The organism is Bifidobacterium sp. N5G01, assembly GCF_002742425.1.
Taxonomy (GTDB): Bacteria; Actinomycetota; Actinomycetes; order Actinomycetales; family Bifidobacteriaceae; genus Bifidobacterium; species Bifidobacterium hominis.
In genome coordinates this window covers 44,239-60,302 of sequence record NZ_NJNP01000004.1, presented here as the reverse complement: position 1 = coordinate 60,302, position 16,064 = coordinate 44,239, and the positions used below count along the sequence as shown (strand labels likewise).

Sequence of the window (16,064 nt, the reverse complement as noted above, 5' to 3'; positions counted from 1 at the left end):
TCCGGTGTTCTGCAAGAACGGCAGTATAGAGCCGAAGTTTACGTTTGCGACGCTGGGGGGACTGGTCGATGAGAGTGTTAACTATTGAGATAAACGATTAACGTTTGACATTAAACGATTAACGATTTATAGTGTTAACCACCGCAAGGAAACAACCACAAAGCAAGTGGCTGACGGGGTCGTACCGGTGCGTCTTACATCGGTACGGGGAGGAAACATCAAGGAAGAAGGAGCCTAATCATGGCACGAAGAAGTGTTCGCCTGTTGGCATCAATAGCTGCAGTCGCGACTATGGTCACGACGTTTGCCGCCTGCGGCAACAAGCAGGCCACCACAGACGAGAACGGCAAGCCAATCGTCAATATTCTGGTTCGTCGCAACGTGACCGACCATCCGATGCAGGACACCCAGTACACCAAGGATCTGGAAGCCGCCTGCGATTGCACCATCAAGTGGCAGGAAGTCTCCGACAACGCTTGGGGTCAGCAGAAGAGCGCCAAGATGGCCGCCGGTGAATTCCCGGACATTGGCTTGAGCTTGTTCAGCATGGTGGATGCGGCCAAGTACAGCACCTATTTCGAGGATCTCAAGCCGCATCTGGACAAGATGCCGAACGTCAAGAAGTTCCTCAAGGCCCAGCCGGGCGCCGCGAAGTACGTTACCGATGGCACCAAGATCGCCATGCTGCCCTCCGACCGCGGTAAGGGTTACGAGGTTTCCGGCACTCACATGTTCATCAACAAGACCTGGCTGGACAAGCTGGGACTCCAGATGCCGACCACTTGGGACGAGCTCGAGAACGTGCTCGATGCATTCAAGACCCAGGATCCGAACGGCAACGGCAAGGCTGATGAGGTGCCGATGAATATCCGCAGCCTCGGCTTCGGCCTGTGGAGCCCTCTGGCGCTGATGAACTCCGAAGGCGTGGTCACCTCATTCATGGGCGGTGGCGCTTCCGAACAGGGCTATTATGTGGACAACGGCAAGGTTAAGAGCTATTACACCTCCGACGCGCTCAAGGACGTCGTCTCCTACCTGCACGGACTCATGGCCAAGGGCCTTATCCCGAAGGATGTGCTCACCCGCGACGCCTCGCAATACACTTCGCAGACCGTCAGTGACGGCAAGACCGCGCTGACCGGCGTCTCCTTCGGTTGGTCCAACTACGCCGAATACGGCAACGCGCTTGGCGACCAGTACGTCACCCTGCCGCCGCTGAAGAAGGACGCCTCCACGCCCGACTCCCAGGTCAAGTGGGATTATTCCCAGGACGCCTGCCGCTGGGCCTACTCCGGTTCCGGCCTGACCGTCAACCCGAACGCAGCCAACCAGGACGCCATCTACAAGGTGATCGACGCCATGTATGGCGAGAAGCTTTCCGTGGCTGGATTCTTCGGCTCTATTCCAGATATCGTCTCCGATGACGGCGACCACCAGTACACCATCGACAAGGCTAAAGCCTACGCCGAATATCCTGATACCCGCGCCGTCGCCCTGCAGGACCGCTTCGGTGGCTGGATTCGCGACGACGTGAAGATGGTCAACGACACCAACGCCGACCAGGTCACTGCGTCCGATTTGGCCATTCGTGAGGCGCGCAACCGCGTCGACGGCGTCAAGGATGTCGTACCGATTTACGTGCGCCCGGATACCGAGGACTCCAACACCCTGCAAAACAACAACACCGCCATCTCCAACTACGCGAACAACCAGATCGCGAAGTGGGTCCAGAAGGGCGGCATCGACAAGGAATGGGATGCCTACGTGAAAAAGGTGTCCGAACCGACCCTCGGCCTCGACGCCAACATCAAGATTTGGCAGAAGTGGTACGACAAGTACACCAAGTAGCCAAGTAATACCGCGGGGTCCATCGCACGGGTTCGTTTCTCTCCCGTGACTGCCGCCGGACCCCGCATTTTTGTTCCCTAGCAATCATCCTAAATTGGAGACCAACATGAGTGCACAAACATCGCAAGGCGTTGCTGCACGGACCGTGGCGATGGAAGCGGCTCCCGACCGCAAGAAACCAGGTCTGCTCGATCGCATCGCCGACCATTTACGTCGCTACTGGCAGTTGTGGATTCTTTCCGCTCCGGCATTGTTCTTCGTGGGACTGTTCTCCTACGTGCCGATGTGGGGCATCCAGCTCGCCTTCCGCGAGTTCGATCCGACCAAAGGCCTGACCGGCGGCAAATTCGTCGGTTTCAAATACTTCCTGGAATTCTTCCACAACCCGCTGTTTGGCGAGATCATGACCAACACCATCCGCATTTCCCTTTGGACACTGGTCATGGGCTTCATTTTTCCGATTATTCTGGCCCTGCTGATCAATCAGATCGGTTCTAAGAAAATCAAGGGTTTCGTACAAACGATCACCTACATGCCCCACTTCATCTCCGTGGTGGTCATCGTCTCCATGCTCAACATCTTCCTGACTCCTGGTACCGGCATTCTCGGTCGCTTCTTCGGTGATGAATCACTGATGGGCTCCACCAGCGCCATCACCGCGGTCTATTGGATCTCCGAAGTCTGGCAGCATGTTGGTTGGAACTCCATCATCTACCTGGCTGCGCTCGCCGGTGTGAACACATCGCTGTACGAGGCGGCGAAGATCGACGGTGCAGGCCGTCTGCAGTTGATTCGCTACGTCGATATTCCTGCGATCATGCCGACATGTGCGATCCTGCTCATCATGAACATGGGCTCCGTGCTCAACGTGGGCTTCGACAAGATCTATCTGATGCAGAATTCGCTGAACATGCCGGCCACCGAAGTCATCGCCACATACACCTACAAAATCGGTATTATCAATGGCCAATACTCGTATTCGACGGCAATTGGCCTGTTCAACACCTTGGTCAACTTCATCTTCCTGATCACCGCGAATGCAATCGCCAAGCGCGTTTCCGATACGAGCATTTTCTAGAAGGGTTTTATCATGTCTGCAACAATTGAGGCTGTTACCCAGAACAAGAACGACATTCCCTGGAACAAGCACGTGCGCCAGAAGCAGAAGCCGGGTGACCTGGCGGTGTCGGGCGTCATCAATGTGCTGCTGCTCCTGACCATTGTGGCGGTGCTCTATCCGCTGTGGTTCGTGGTCATTGCATCATTTTCAAATCCGAACGCCGTGGCCGGCGGTGAAGTGCTGCTGCTACCCAAGGGTGTGACCTTCGCTGGCTATGCTAAGGTGTTCGCCAACCAGCGCATCTGGCAGGGCTATCTCAACACCATCATCTATTCGGTGGTCGGCACCGCGGTCAACATGGCAGTGACCATTCCCTGCGCTTTCGCGCTATCCCGTCGCGAGTTCAAGCCGCGACGCGTGATCATGTTCCTGTTCACCGTGACCATGTTCATCGCCGGCGGCCTGATTCCGAACTACCTGCTGTACAAGAGCCTCGGCATCAACAACAGCATGTGGGTGTTCATCCTGCCTGGCGCGGTTTCCGTGTACAACGTGATCGTGGCCCGCTCCTTCTTCGAAACCTCTATCCCCGAAGAGCTCTTCGACGCGGCCCAAATCGACGGGCTGAGCTATTTTGGCTACTTCTTCAAGATTGTGCTGCCGTTAAGCTCCGCGATTCTGGCTGTAATTGGTCTGTACTACTTTGTCGGCCATTGGAACGACTTCATGACGGGCCTTATCTACATCACCGACGACAAGAAGCAGCCATTGCAGGTGGTGTTGCAGCAGTTGCTGTTGGTGGCGCAGGGTACTGGAACCAATGTTAACGCGGCTGCGCAGCAGCAGGCCGCCGATCAGATCAAGTTCGGCATCATCATCGTCTCTACTCTGCCTCTGCTTGTGCTCTATCCGTTCTTGCAGAAGTACTTCAACAAGGGTGTGATGCTCGGCGCGGTCAAGGGGTGAGTCAAACGCAATCCGACAAGAAACAACCAATCTAAAAGCCAGCCGATAGAAAGGATTCGCTATGCTTGCCCGCTTCTCTGTGGCCTACGAGCGGTTCTGCCGTCTGCTAGTCGCGATTTTCGTGGTCAACGTGGCTATACTCGCGCACACTCTGATGGGAGCCGTCGTGCTGGGATTTCTCCCCTCGTTCGCGGCTGCGCAGGCTACGTTCCGTGCGTGGGTGCTTTCTGAGGACCGTTCAATGCGGGCCAAGGAAGTTTGGAAGACGTTCCACGGCTTCTGGAAAAGCGAAGTCAAGCGCGCGAATCTTTTCGGTTGGCCTTTGATTATTCTCTGGGCCGTGGTCATCGTCGACTACTACGTAATGAACTGGCATGCTCGCGGCGATTTCGACATCATGGTTTCCGGCGTGCTGCTGCTCATCATCGTAGTTTTGGCAGTGTTCTCGTCCTTGGTTTGGGTGGTGCGCGCGAACTATGAAGAGAGCCCCGTCTGGATTGTTCGTACAACACTGGCGATGATTGTGGCACGCCCGTTGTGCAGCCTTCTGCAGGTCGGACTGCTGATTCTTACCGTGCTTGTATGGGTGCAATGGCCTGGAATTCTCATGGTGTTCGGCTTGTCGCTGCCGATGTTCTGCACAGCCTGGATTATTTATTCATTCGGCCGTCTGCCTGGAATGGACATTCATGACCGCATGGAACAGAGCACGGGCCACGCCCGAAACCAGACATCGTGACATGTTCGCAAAAAAGGGGGTGATAAAATGGTGCAGTCGTCAGTAAGGCAACGAGTGAACAGGTCCAAACGATTGGTATCCATCAAAGACATAGCTAAGGAAGCGGGTGTTTCCGTATGCACTGTGTCTTTGGTTATGAACAACAAGGATCACAATCGCGTCAGCAAGGCGGTTGCGCAGAAAATCCGTGCGACTGCCAAGAGCATGGGGTACAAGCCCAATTCTGTGGCGCGCACCCTACGTACCAGCAAATCCAATACTCTGGGATTTGTGACCGATGAGATCGCCACGACCCCGTACGCGAGCAAGGTACTCGAAGGTGCGCAGGATGCCGCGAGCAAGCTCGGATACATACTGCTTACCACGAACACCAATAATGACGCCGAACTTGAGAACCAAGAAATATCCGCCCTGCTCCGATACAACGTGGATGGCTTCCTATACGCCATGATGTTCCACCGCAAAGTGGACATTCCCGAAGTCTTGGAAGGTAGCCCGACCGTAGTGGTGGACAGTGAGGATGCAGCGGGGCGAGTTCCCTCGGTCTACCCCGATGATGAACTGGCGGGGTATGACGCCACCAACCGTCTGATCCAAGCTGGATGCAGACGCATCGTCTACTACGGTTCCGCAACCTCCATCGTCGCGCAAGAGCAACGTCTGACTGGTTACCGACGTGCGCTTGCGGAAGCGGGCATTCCATTCGATGACGCTTTGGTTGTCGAAGTATCGGAATTTACTAACGCGGACGATGAAGCGGCGCGGGTGTTCGACGAAATCAAGCCGGACGGCATCTTTTGTTTCAACGATGTGCGCGCCACTTTCATCTACGAAGCCGCACGCGAACGCGGAGTGCGCATCGGCGCTGACGTGTCGGTGATCAGCATCGATAACCAGCCGTTCATCACTAATGTGATCAAACCATCACTGACTACGCTGGAACTACCCCATTATGAGATGGGTTTTGAAGCGGTTCGGCAACTTGTCGCCATACTTGACGGCGACAAGGCCGTAGCCGATCTTGAGTCCGATCGTAGCATGGCGGTGCAGAGGCAACGTGATGGCAGCAAAACAGCATTGCGCTGCCGCATCATCGAACGCGATTCCATCGTGTCGTGACGGACGTTTCTTTCCGTATTTGTTTTTCTAATTATCTGTTTTTCAATGCGTAGCCACGTGCTATCCGATCATGTGGCGCTGTGGAGGAGATCATTATGCCTGACAACTATTCCGTTGCCATCGAAACCGGCGGCTACCGTCTGCTGGAATTGTTCGCCGAAAGATGCGGCGATGACGCTGCCGTCACCATTACAGACGGGGACGGCCATCAAATCGCCAGCCATGCCATGCCGGTGGCCGAGCGTCGTCACCATTTCTTGATTCCGGTGCCGACGAACGTGCGTATTACGGTGAGTGCGCACCGACTGACCGTACGGTTCGCCTACTTGTCCGAGTGTGAGAATCTCCTTGATGAAGGCGTGCGTTTCATCAGCATGAATCCGTACGACAATGAATGGGATACGCAGCCGACGCTGGAGCAGATCTATGATCGCTTCGCTCGCCCTGCGGCGCATTTCGAGCCATTCGCTCGCTGGATGAATGATCCTAACGGCCTGTGTCGTTTCCAAGGACGCTACCATCTGTTCTACCAATTCAATCCGTATGGTTTTGGCTGGGACAATATGCACTGGGGGCATGCGGTGAGCCGCGATCTGGTGCATTGGACGCATCTGCCAATCTTCCTCGAACCGCAGCCGGAGCTGCATATCGACGAACGCATCGTTGGTGGCGCGTTCTCCGGATCCGCGGTGACGGTGGATGCGTGTGACAATCCCTGCAAGGGTGATGATGCGGCCGCTATTCGCCTGTATCTAACCCGGCACCTGGAGACTCGCGGAGACGAATCGTCTGTTACTGAATACCAGACCACCTGCTTGTGTGAGGATGGCGTGCATGTGAGTGTCGAATCTCCGGTCGCGTTGCGCGTTAACGATGGTTTTGGCTTCGATTTCCGTGATCCGAAGGTGGAAACCGGCATGTCTGGCGAGGCTATCAATCCGGAACGCGCTTACATGGTGACCGCCACGAATCTGCCGGTCTCCGAATTCGATACTGATGCTGTGTCCTCCGCGGCGCCTGGCATCAGCGTACAGGGTACAGACGGCTGGTTCACATGCGGTCCGCAAGGCAGGCCCGGCACCGACAAGCCCAATATGGACACGGTGCCTGCCATGGCGCTCTTCTCCGCGAAGAAACCACTCAAGCGCAACGTGACGTGGCAGTATGAAGGACCGGTGCTCGCCGATTTCGGCCACCAGCTATCGCGTACCTACGAATGTCCTGACCTGTTCCAGCTCGACGGCAAGACAGTCGCCATCGGCGCGTTGATGCACTACCGTGACAAGCAAGGTCGTTTCCAGCAGGTGCGTTGGTATGTTGGTGATCTCAAGGACACCGCCGAAGGTCCACGTTTGCAGGTAGAGAACAGTGATTGGTGTGATTTCGGTACCGGCTACTATGCCACGCAAAGCTTTGCCGACGACGGGCGTCGTATCGTGTTCGGCTGGTATACCGACTTTCCCGCGATGCGTGTGGAAAAGCCGTGCATCGCCAACGGCATGATGTCGCTGCCACGTGAACTGCACGTGCGTGACGGCCGCTTGACCAGCCGTCCTGTCAAAGAAGCGTACGAGCAGCTGCTAGGCGATCGTTTGGAAGCGCATGCAGACGAAAACGGGACCTTCTTTATTGTGCCGAACAACGCGTATTACACGGACATGCATCTGGCCGACGATGACGATTTCACAATGCTCATCGCGACCGGTACCAATCCCGCCAATGGTGATTCGACTGAATTGCAGCTGCAGCGTCGCGACGGCGTGACCCGACTGGTCACGAAGGGAACAGTCGTGGACGACATCGATTTCGATAGCGGCATCGCCGATGTTCGTCGCGTCGAAATCTTCTTCGACCGTAATGTGGTGGAAGTCTTCCTTAACAACGGCGAAGCGGCCGGCAGCATGCTGTTCCAAGGTGCGGACGGCGATGGCGAGTTCCGTTTTGTTGCTGACGGCAAGGTCGATTGCGTGGATGTGCGTGTGCTTGACGGCATCTGGCGGTGACATACAGCTGCTGCAGAGGCAGGTGATATCCGACAGTCATCTCAGTATGTAAGGCAAATAGACGAAAGGCACGTGTTTTGGCACGTGTCTTTCCTATACTTGAGCACACGTCCGGCAATTTGCCGAGACGGTAACTGGATATTCACACCTCACGTTTAGGGAGTTCCATGAACAAGGCAATCATCACCGTCGTCGGCCAGGATACTGTCGGCATTATCGCACGCGTCTGCACATACCTTTCCGAACATCAGGTCAACGTGCTTGACATTTCCCAGACCATCATCGACGGTTTCTTCAACATGATGATGATTGTGGACTATTCCAACACCGACAAGGAATTCGGCGAGGTCGTGGACGATCTCGACAAGCTCGGCGAAGAGATCGGCGTGCGCATCCGCTGCCAGCGTGAAGAGATCTTCACCAAGATGCACCGCGTCTGATCCATCAGGGTTCATCGGTAAGGAGCGAAGGAACACATCATGCTGAATATCATGGAGGTCCACGAGACCAACAAGATGATCGAGCAGGAGAAGCTCGACGTACGCACCATCACCATGGGCATCAGCCTGCTGGACTGCGCGGCCGACAGCGTCGACGAAGTCTGCGACAACATCTACAACAAAATCACCACGTACGCCAAGGATCTCGTATCCACCGGCAAAGCCATCGAACGCGACTACGGCATTCCGATCGTCAACAAGCGCATCACTGTCACCCCAATTTCCTTGGTCGGCGCAAGCTCGTGCAAAACGTCGGATGATTTCGTGAAAATCGCGCATGCGCTTGACAAGGCGGCGAAGAAGGTCGGCGTCGACCTGATCGGCGGCTACTCCGCTCTCGTATCCAAGTCCATGACCCCTGCTGAAGAGCTGCTCATCCGCTCCCTGCCGAAGGCGCTGAGCGAAACCGACATTGTCTGCTCGTCCGTCAACGTGGGATCCACTAAGACCGGCATCGACATGAACTCCGTCGAACTGCTCGGCCACATCATCAAAGACATCGCACATGCCACCGCAGATAACGATTCCTACGGATGCGTGAAATTCGTGGCATTCTGCAATGCCCCCGACGACAACCCGTTCATGGCAGGTGGCTTCCATGGCGTAACCGAAGGCGACGCGGTCATCAACGTCGGCGTTTCCGGCCCCGGCGTGGTTTCCCGCGCGCTCGACGAAGCCAAGGGCAAGGACTTCGAATTCCTGTGCGAAACCATCAAGCGCACTGCGTTCAAGATTACGCGCGTCGGCCAGCTGGTGGCACAGGAGGCATCCCGTCGCCTCGGCATTCCATTCGGCATCATCGACCTTTCCCTCGCACCGACCCCGGCCGTAGGCGACTCCGTCGGCGAAGTGCTTGAGAAGATCGGCCTCGAACAGGTTGGTGCACCGGGCACCACCGCGGCGCTCGCCATGCTCAACGATCAGGTGAAGAAGGGCGGCATCATGGCGTCCTCCTACGTCGGCGGACTGTCCGGCGCGTTCATCCCTGTCTCCGAAGACAAGAACATGATCGATGCGGCAACCAATGGCTGCCTGAAGATCGAAAAGCTTGAAGCCATGACCTGCGTGTGCTCCGTCGGACTTGACATGATCGCCATTCCGGGAGACACCACCGCATCCACCATTTCCGGCATCATCGCCGATGAGGCCGCGATCGGCATGGTCAACCAGAAGACCACGGCTGTGCGCGTGATTCCGGTTGAAGGCAAAGGCGTAGGGGAGATGGCCAACTTCGGCGGCCTGATGGGATATGCGCCGATCATTCCAGTCAACCAGACCAGCTGCGAAGCTTTCGTGACTCGAGGCGGTCGCATCCCTGCCCCAATCCACAGCTTCAAAAACTAGCCCCTCCCTTCCCTCTTCCCGATGCATGCTTGTCGCGTGCGATTCATTCTTGCGATCTGTGCTTGCGTTGGGTGCATAAGCTGCTGTAATGGGGAGGTCGCAGAAGAGCGGGATATTCTATTCGCGACACACTCAAGGCCGTTTGGCCAAGCTTACGGTCTCGAACAGAATATCCCGCTCTTCTGCTCGCTTTCGTACATCTCGTTGCGTCTTGCATAAAAGAAAAGAAAACTTACTTAAGTTGAACTCAGCGCAGCTGGAGAGGCGGCGGGGTCTGTTTCAGACCGTAAAGACTTGGCCTGAGCGGCCTGGAGCGTGTCGGGAATAGACCCCGCCGCCTCTCCAGCGGAACTTGCTATACAAAAGCAAAATTATTGAAAAACCTAGAAGTTGGCAGGCAGGGGAGGAATCACTGGCCGCCGGCGAAGCCTAGCTGGCGCCAAGCTTCATAGATGGCAATGGACGCGCAGTTGGTGAGGTTCAGGGAGCGCAGGCTTGGGCGCATTGGCAATCGCACCTGTTCGGTCACGTGCGGCCCGGCCATAATATCCATCGGATCGGGAATATTGCCCGGCTCCGGGCCGAACAGCAGAATGTCGGTCGGTTTGTATTCGATGTCGGTATACAGTTTGGTGGCATGTGCGGTGAACGCGATGATGCGAGAATTCGGCATGGATTCCACTAGGTTTTCAAAATTCGGGTGTAATACCACGTGCGCCATGTCGTGATAATCCAATCCGGCGCGGCGCAGCTTCGTATCGCGCAGATTGAATCCAAGCGGCTCCACCAAATGCAGGATCGTGCCGGTCACTGCGCACAGGCGGATTGCCGAACCGGTGTTGCCTGGAATTCGGGGGGAGTAGTAGCACAGGTGGGGCGTGGAGGTTTCGGCTTTTGCCGCGTCTTCGGCCGACAGCATCGCGTCGACTACGGAAATCGGATTGCCGTGCGCATCGGTCACGAGTTCGTCCGGGCCGTAATTCGATTTGCGGTAGCCGTATTCGAACATTTTCTCGACTTTGGCTTCCGCTGCGTTTGCGCCTTGCGCGTCATTGGTATGCTCTTCGTTCGTCATGAATGCAAGAATAGGTACGATGAACGACACGAATGGGAATAATGCTGAAATCGAAAACGCCGAAGCTGTGGCGGTCGCGCTCGCCGAATGGTGGCATGCCTCGGCGCGTGATCTGCCGTGGCGATTCGGCCGTGCCACGCCATGGGGTGTGCTTGTTTCCGAGGTGATGAGCCAGCAGACGCAGATGAGCCGTGTGGTGCCGTATTGGAACGATTGGATGGAGCGTTGGCCTGATGCGGCTGCGCTTGCAGGTGCGGCGAAATCTGATGTGATCACTGCCTGGGGCAGGCTTGGGTACCCTCGGCGCGCGTTGCGCTTGCAGGAATGCGCTCGTGTGGTCGCTTCCGACTATGGCAATGAGCTGCCGCGAACATACGATAAGCTGTTGGCTCTGCCGGGGATCGGCGATTACACGGCCAGCGCAGTGATGAGTTTCGCATTCGGCGAGCGCATCGCGGTGGTAGATACGAATATTCGCAGGGTGCTTTCGCGGGTTTTCCTTGGTGTGGAGTCGCTTGGCGGTGCGGCGAGTCCTGCTGAGCGTGCGTTGGCGAGGCAAGTGTTGCCACAGGATGGTGTGTCGAAATGCAGGCGGTTCGACCGTTCTTCGGTGGTGTGGAATCAGTCGGTTATGGAATTGGGTGCGATTGTGTGTGCGGCGAAATCGCCGTTGTGTGAGGTGTGTCCAGTTTCTTCGCTGTGTGTGTTTTTGCGTGATGGACGACCGGGATTGGGGGAGCGTCGTACAAGGCCGCGTCAGCGTTTTCAGGGTACGGATCGTCAGGTGCGTGGGCTGGTGCTGAATGCGTTGCGTAATCTGCCGGAAGGTGAGATTGCCGTCGATCGTAAGTCGCTTGAACGATTGTGGAATGATCATATCCAACTTGACCGTTGTATCGCGTCGTTGGATGAGGATGGTCTTATTGAGATCCTGCCGAATGCGGCTGTGCGTCTTCCGGTATGAAAAGGCGGGTGCCGATGTTCTTTGGATGCGCGCACGCTAGACTGTGGAATCATGGCACAGAAGACGTTCTCGAAATCCGGCAAGAAGCGTTCGAAAAAACAGCAGACGATATTTCGTCGTCGTCGCATTGTCTTCGGTATTGCGGTGGTGGTGCTGGTCTCTTTTCTGGTGTTTTGCCTGTATTCCCTGTCTAGGGGGATTGTTGCGGTGAATCGGGAGATTCATCATGCGGATGTGTATGCGATTTCCCGTAAGGAAGTGCCGTCCCCGACGAAGAAGAAGAAAAGCGGGGTGCCGGATTGCAGCGCGACGAATGTTGCGCTTTCGTTGACTCCTGCGGCGTCGAGTTTCGGCGTGGGCGGTTCGATGGATTTTACGACGGATATCAAATATGACGGTTCCAGCAAGGTCGGCTGTTTGGTTGATATATCGGCTTCCAACGTTGTGTTGACGATCAAATCGGGCGATGATGTGATTTGGAAGTCGAATGTGTGTCCTGTGGATGCTGATTATCGTCTGTTGGCGAAGGGCGACGAGGTCAAGCAGACGATTACTTGGCCGGGAACGCGTACCGGCAGTGAGTGTGTGGAGGAATCCACCCTACCGAAGGTGGATCGGGGCGTGTATTCGGCGCAGCTTTCACTTGAAGGGCATCCCAAAGCCAAGTCCGATCCGGTCGGCATAACTGTCGAATAAAAATCTACAGGATATGTTATTCTTATGACTTTGCGTACATGCGTGTCATATAGCGGGCACGCTGACAAAGAAGAAGCGCCCGCGTACTAGGCATATGGTGGCCAATGGGAGCGCTTCCGGGGAAACATATCGAAACGATTTAGCGAGCGATAAGGAACGTCCATTGGCTGAGGCTACGACGAACACCACCACCATCATCGCACGCGCCGACCAGCACGATATTGATCTGCACAAGGCGTCGGACCGTGTGAATTTCGGCTCCATCCGCGAGCCCATTGATGTACCCTACCTGTTGGGTGTACAGACTGACAGCTTTGACTGGCTCATCGGCAACGAGCGCTGGCAGAAGCGTGTCGAGGAGGATTTGGAGAACGGCACCAACACCGTGTCCCACACCTCTGGTCTTGACGAGGTCTTTCAGGAGATCTCCCCGATCGAGAACTTCGCTCAGACCATGAGCCTGACCTTCTCCGATCCATATTTCGAGGAACCGCGCCACACCGTGCAGGAGTGCAAGGAGAAGGATTACACCTACTCTGCTCCGCTGTACGTGAACGCTGAGTTCGAGAACGGCGACACCGGCGAAATCAAATCCCAGACCGTGTTCATGGGCGATTTCCCGCTGCAGACCCCGCACGGCACCTTCATCATCGGCGGTACCGAGCGAGTGATCGTGTCTCAGCTGGTGCGTTCCCCGGGCGTGTACTTCGACCGTAGCCAGGATCGTACTTCCGACAAGGAAGTCTTCGGCGCGAAGATCATTCCGAGCCGTGGCGCATGGCTCGAGTTCGAGATCGACAAGCGTGATGTGCTCGGCGTGCGTGTGGATCGTAAGCGCAAGCAGTCCGCCATCGTGTTCCTCATGGCCATCGGCATGACCAAGGACGAGATCGCCGACGCCTTCAAGGATTACCCGCTGGTCATGGACGCGCTCGCCAAGGAGACCGTGCAGACCCAGGACGAGGCTCTGACCGATCTGTACCGCAAGATCCGCCCGGCCGACACCCCGACGCCGGAAGCTGGCCGCAATCTGCTGGATTCCTTCTACTTCAACACCAAGCGTTACGATCTGGCCCGCGTCGGCCGTTACAAGATCAACCGCAAGCTTGGCTTGGAGAAGGATATCAACGATCGCAGCCTGTCTCGCGAAGACATCATCTCTACTATCAAGTATCTGGTCACTCTGCATGCCGGCGACACCAAGTTCCCGGGCAAGCGTGATGGTCAGGATGTGGATCTGCGCGTGGACGTCGACGATATCGACCACTTCGGCAACCGTCGTATCCGTCAGGTCGGCGAGCTGATCCAGAACCAGCTGCGCACTGGTCTGAGCCGTATGGAGCGCGTGGTCCGCGAGCGTATGACCACTCAGGATCCGGAGGCCATCACCCCGCAGTCCCTGATCAACATCCGCCCTGTGAACGCCACCATCAAGGAGTTCTTCGGAACCTCCCAGCTGTCGCAGTTCATGGATCAGAACAACCCGCTGGCAGGTGTGACCAACAAGCGTCGTCTGTCCGCTCTGGGTCCTGGCGGTCTGTCCCGCGACCGTGCATCCATGGAAGTGCGAGACGTGCACCCGTCCCACTTCGGTCGTATGTGCCCGATCGAGTCTCCTGAAGGCCCGAACATCGGTCTTATCGGCTCTCTGGCAACCTTCGGCCGCATCAACCCGTTCGGCTTCATCGAGACCCCGTACCGTAAGGTCGTCAACGGCCATGTGACTGACGAGGTCGAATACATGACCGCAGACCGCGATGCCGAGCACGTCATCGCACAGGCCAACCAGGAGCTCGACGAGAACGGCAACTTCGTCAAGAAGCAGGCCCTTGCCCGAGTCGGTGAGGAAGAAGCGGTCGATGTGCCGGTCAGCTCCGTTGACTACATGGACGTTTCCCCGCGCCAGATGGTTTCCGTCGGCGCATCCCTGATTCCGTTCCTGGAACACGATGAGGGCCACCGAGCACTGATGGGTACCAACATGCAGCGCCAGGCCGTGCCGCTGATCGAATCCGAGCGCCCGCTGGTGGGCACCGGTGCCGAATGGCGTGCAGCCGTTGATTCCGGTGATGTGATTCTGGCTGAGAAGCCGGGCGTGGTGACCTATGTTTCCGCCGATATCATCCGTGTAATGAACGACGATGGCACCACCAGCTCCTACAAGCTGGCCAAGTTCCGCCGTTCCAACCAGACCACCTGTTACAACCAGGTGCCGCTGATCCACGACGGCGAACGTGTGGAAGCCGGCACCGTGCTGGCCGACGGCCCGGCAACCCAGAAGGGTGAAATGGCTCTGGGCAAGAACCTGCTCATCGCCTTCATGCCGTGGAACGGCTATAACTACGAGGATGCTGTGATCATCTCCCAGCGTCTCGTGCAGGACGACACCCTGAGCTCCATCCACATCGAGGAATACGAGATCGACGCCCGCGAAACCAAGCTGGGTGCCGAGGAGATCACCCGTGATCTGCCGAACGTCGGCGAAGACGCGGTGGCCAACCTCGACGAGCGTGGCATTATCCGCATCGGCGCCGAAGTCGAAGCCGGCGACATTCTGGTGGGTAAGGTCACCCCGAAGGGCGAAACCGAGCTGACTCCGGAAGAGCGTCTGCTGCGCGCCATCTTCGGTGAGAAGAGCCGCGAAGTTCGTGACACCTCGCTGCGTGTGCCTCACGGCGAGACCGGTACGGTGATCGACGTCAAGGAGATCACCCGCGAAGACGCCGAAGAAGACGGCGACGAGCTGCCGAACGGCGTGAATCAGATGATTCGCGTCTACATTGCGCAGCATCGTAAGATCACCCAGGGCGACAAGCTCTCCGGCCGACATGGCAACAAGGGTGTTATCTCCCGCATTCTGCCGGAAGAGGATATGCCGTTCCTCGCGGATGGTACTCCGGTCGACATCATGCTGAACCCGCTGGGCGTGCCTTCTCGAATGAACCTCGGCCAGGTGCTGGAACTGCACTTGGGCTGGATCGCACATGCCGGCTGGGACATCTCCCTCGACCCGGATATCGAAGCCGCTTGGAAGAAGAACATTCCGCAGGGCGCCGAAAAGGGCGAGCCGGGCACCCCGGTGGCAACCCCGGTGTTCGACGGCGTTCGTCCGGAAACCATTAAGGGACTGCTTTCCTGCACCTTGCCGGATCGCGACGGCAACAAGCTGGTCGGAGACGACGGCAAGGCCGTGCTGTTCGACGGTCGTACCGGCGAACCGTACCCGAAGCCGATTTCCGTTGGCTACATGTACATGCTGAAGCTGCACCACCTGGTCGACGACAAGATCCACGCACGTTCCACCGGCCCGTACTCCATGATCACCCAGCAGCCGTTGGGTGGCAAGGCCCAGTTCGGTGGCCAGCGCTTCGGCGAAATGGAAGTGTGGGCCCTCGAGGCCTACGGTGCCGCCTACACGCTGCACGAGATGATGACCACCAAGTCCGATGACGTCGACGGCCGCGTGCGTGTCTACGGCGCCATTGTGAAGGGCGACAACCTGCCGCCGGCAGGCATTCCGGAATCCTTCAAGGTGCTGCTCAAGGAAATGCAGTCCCTGTCCCTGAACGTCGAAGTGCTCAACGCGGAAGGTGTGGCCATCGACATGAAGGACGAGGACGACGATCCGTCTGCTTCCTCCGACGATCTTGGCTTCAACATCGGCGCGCGCCCCGACGCGGTCGCCAAGGCTGACCAGGTTGCGGAAGAGCCTGAATTCCAGTGATCCCATGGCTGGTCGCGTCGTATGAA

General features: G+C 56.9%; 12 protein-coding genes. 11 read left to right on the top strand and 1 reads right to left on the bottom strand.

Features of this window, described 5'->3' with window-relative positions; translation table 11 throughout:
• The first annotated feature begins 240 nt into the window (after positions 1 to 240).
• The 8 genes from CE168_RS06835 (at position 241) to CE168_RS06800 (ending at position 9,579) form a co-directional block, all read left to right on the top strand.
• Complete coding sequence (locus tag CE168_RS06835) at positions 241 to 1,848, top strand: extracellular solute-binding protein (RefSeq protein ID WP_039199152.1); 1,608 nt, start codon at positions 241 to 243, stop codon at positions 1,846 to 1,848.
• Positions 1,849 to 1,954: 106 nt separating this feature from the next.
• Positions 1,955 to 2,926 (top strand): ABC transporter permease, encoded by a 972-nt coding sequence (locus CE168_RS06830; protein WP_012578329.1) that lies wholly within the window; start codon positions 1,955 to 1,957, stop codon positions 2,924 to 2,926.
• 12 nt (positions 2,927 to 2,938) lie between these two features.
• Positions 2,939 to 3,874 (top strand): carbohydrate ABC transporter permease, encoded by a 936-nt coding sequence (locus tag CE168_RS06825; protein ID WP_039199151.1) that lies wholly within the window; start codon positions 2,939 to 2,941, stop codon positions 3,872 to 3,874.
• 61 nt (positions 3,875 to 3,935) lie between these two features.
• Entirely contained in the window at positions 3,936 to 4,613 is a 678-nt protein-coding gene (locus CE168_RS06820) for a YesL family protein (protein ID WP_039199150.1), read from the top strand.
• Positions 4,614 to 4,640: 27 nt separating this feature from the next.
• Positions 4,641 to 5,732 (top strand): LacI family DNA-binding transcriptional regulator, encoded by a 1,092-nt coding sequence (locus CE168_RS06815; RefSeq protein WP_039199149.1) that lies wholly within the window; start codon positions 4,641 to 4,643, stop codon positions 5,730 to 5,732.
• Positions 5,733 to 5,827: 95 nt separating this feature from the next.
• Positions 5,828 to 7,735: a glycoside hydrolase family 32 protein gene (locus tag CE168_RS06810; protein ID WP_039199148.1), complete on the top strand. Its 1,908-nt coding sequence runs from the start codon at positions 5,828 to 5,830 to the stop codon at positions 7,733 to 7,735.
• Positions 7,736 to 7,902: 167 nt separating this feature from the next.
• On the top strand, positions 7,903 to 8,175 hold the full coding sequence (locus tag CE168_RS06805; protein ID WP_004221322.1) for an ACT domain-containing protein: 273 nt from the start codon (positions 7,903 to 7,905) through the stop codon (positions 8,173 to 8,175).
• A 39-nt stretch (positions 8,176 to 8,214) separates the two neighbouring features.
• Complete coding sequence (locus CE168_RS06800) at positions 8,215 to 9,579, top strand: PFL family protein (protein ID WP_004221323.1); 1,365 nt, start codon at positions 8,215 to 8,217, stop codon at positions 9,577 to 9,579.
• A 409-nt stretch (positions 9,580 to 9,988) separates the two neighbouring features.
• Here the strand turns inward: CE168_RS06800 and CE168_RS06795 are convergent, their stop codons facing one another.
• On the bottom strand, positions 9,989 to 10,654 hold the full coding sequence (locus CE168_RS06795; protein ID WP_081995912.1) for a tRNA (cytidine(34)-2'-O)-methyltransferase: 666 nt from the start codon (positions 10,652 to 10,654) through the stop codon (positions 9,989 to 9,991).
• 19 nt (positions 10,655 to 10,673) lie between these two features.
• On the opposite strand from CE168_RS06795, the gene CE168_RS06790 reads away from it, so the two are divergent.
• From CE168_RS06790 to rpoB, 3 genes are all read left to right on the top strand, one after another.
• A complete protein-coding gene (locus CE168_RS06790; protein WP_180753741.1) occupies positions 10,674 to 11,618 on the top strand; it encodes an A/G-specific adenine glycosylase in 945 nt (314 codons plus the stop codon).
• A gap of 51 nt (positions 11,619 to 11,669) precedes the next feature.
• Positions 11,670 to 12,314, top strand: a complete 645-nt coding sequence (locus tag CE168_RS06785; protein WP_099571705.1) for a hypothetical protein — start codon at positions 11,670 to 11,672, stop codon at positions 12,312 to 12,314.
• Between the two features lie 163 nt (positions 12,315 to 12,477).
• The gene (gene rpoB / locus CE168_RS06780; RefSeq protein WP_039199145.1) at positions 12,478 to 16,038 is read left to right on the top strand and encodes a DNA-directed RNA polymerase subunit beta; all 3,561 of its coding nucleotides are present in this window, start codon (positions 12,478 to 12,480) and stop codon (positions 16,036 to 16,038) included.
• Positions 16,039 to 16,064: the final 26 nt, after the last annotated feature.

Bases quoted from the DNA above. Each gene is read 5' to 3' on its own strand.
- CE168_RS06835 (WP_039199152.1), top strand. From the start codon at position 241: ATGGCACGAAGAAGTGTTCGCCTGTTGGCATCAATAGCTGCAGTCGCG.
- CE168_RS06830 (WP_012578329.1), top strand. From the start codon at position 1,955: ATGAGTGCACAAACATCGCAAGGCGTTGCTGCACGGACCGTGGCGATG.
- CE168_RS06825 (WP_039199151.1), top strand. From the start codon at position 2,939: ATGTCTGCAACAATTGAGGCTGTTACCCAGAACAAGAACGACATTCCC.
- CE168_RS06820 (WP_039199150.1), top strand. From the start codon at position 3,936: ATGCTTGCCCGCTTCTCTGTGGCCTACGAGCGGTTCTGCCGTCTGCTA.
- CE168_RS06815 (WP_039199149.1), top strand. From the start codon at position 4,641: ATGGTGCAGTCGTCAGTAAGGCAACGAGTGAACAGGTCCAAACGATTG.
- CE168_RS06810 (WP_039199148.1), top strand. From the start codon at position 5,828: ATGCCTGACAACTATTCCGTTGCCATCGAAACCGGCGGCTACCGTCTG.
- CE168_RS06805 (WP_004221322.1), top strand. From the start codon at position 7,903: ATGAACAAGGCAATCATCACCGTCGTCGGCCAGGATACTGTCGGCATT.
- CE168_RS06800 (WP_004221323.1), top strand. From the start codon at position 8,215: ATGCTGAATATCATGGAGGTCCACGAGACCAACAAGATGATCGAGCAG.
- CE168_RS06795 (WP_081995912.1), bottom strand. From the start codon at position 10,654: ATGACGAACGAAGAGCATACCAATGACGCGCAAGGCGCAAACGCAGCG.
- CE168_RS06790 (WP_180753741.1), top strand. From the start codon at position 10,674: ATGAACGACACGAATGGGAATAATGCTGAAATCGAAAACGCCGAAGCT.
- CE168_RS06785 (WP_099571705.1), top strand. From the start codon at position 11,670: ATGGCACAGAAGACGTTCTCGAAATCCGGCAAGAAGCGTTCGAAAAAA.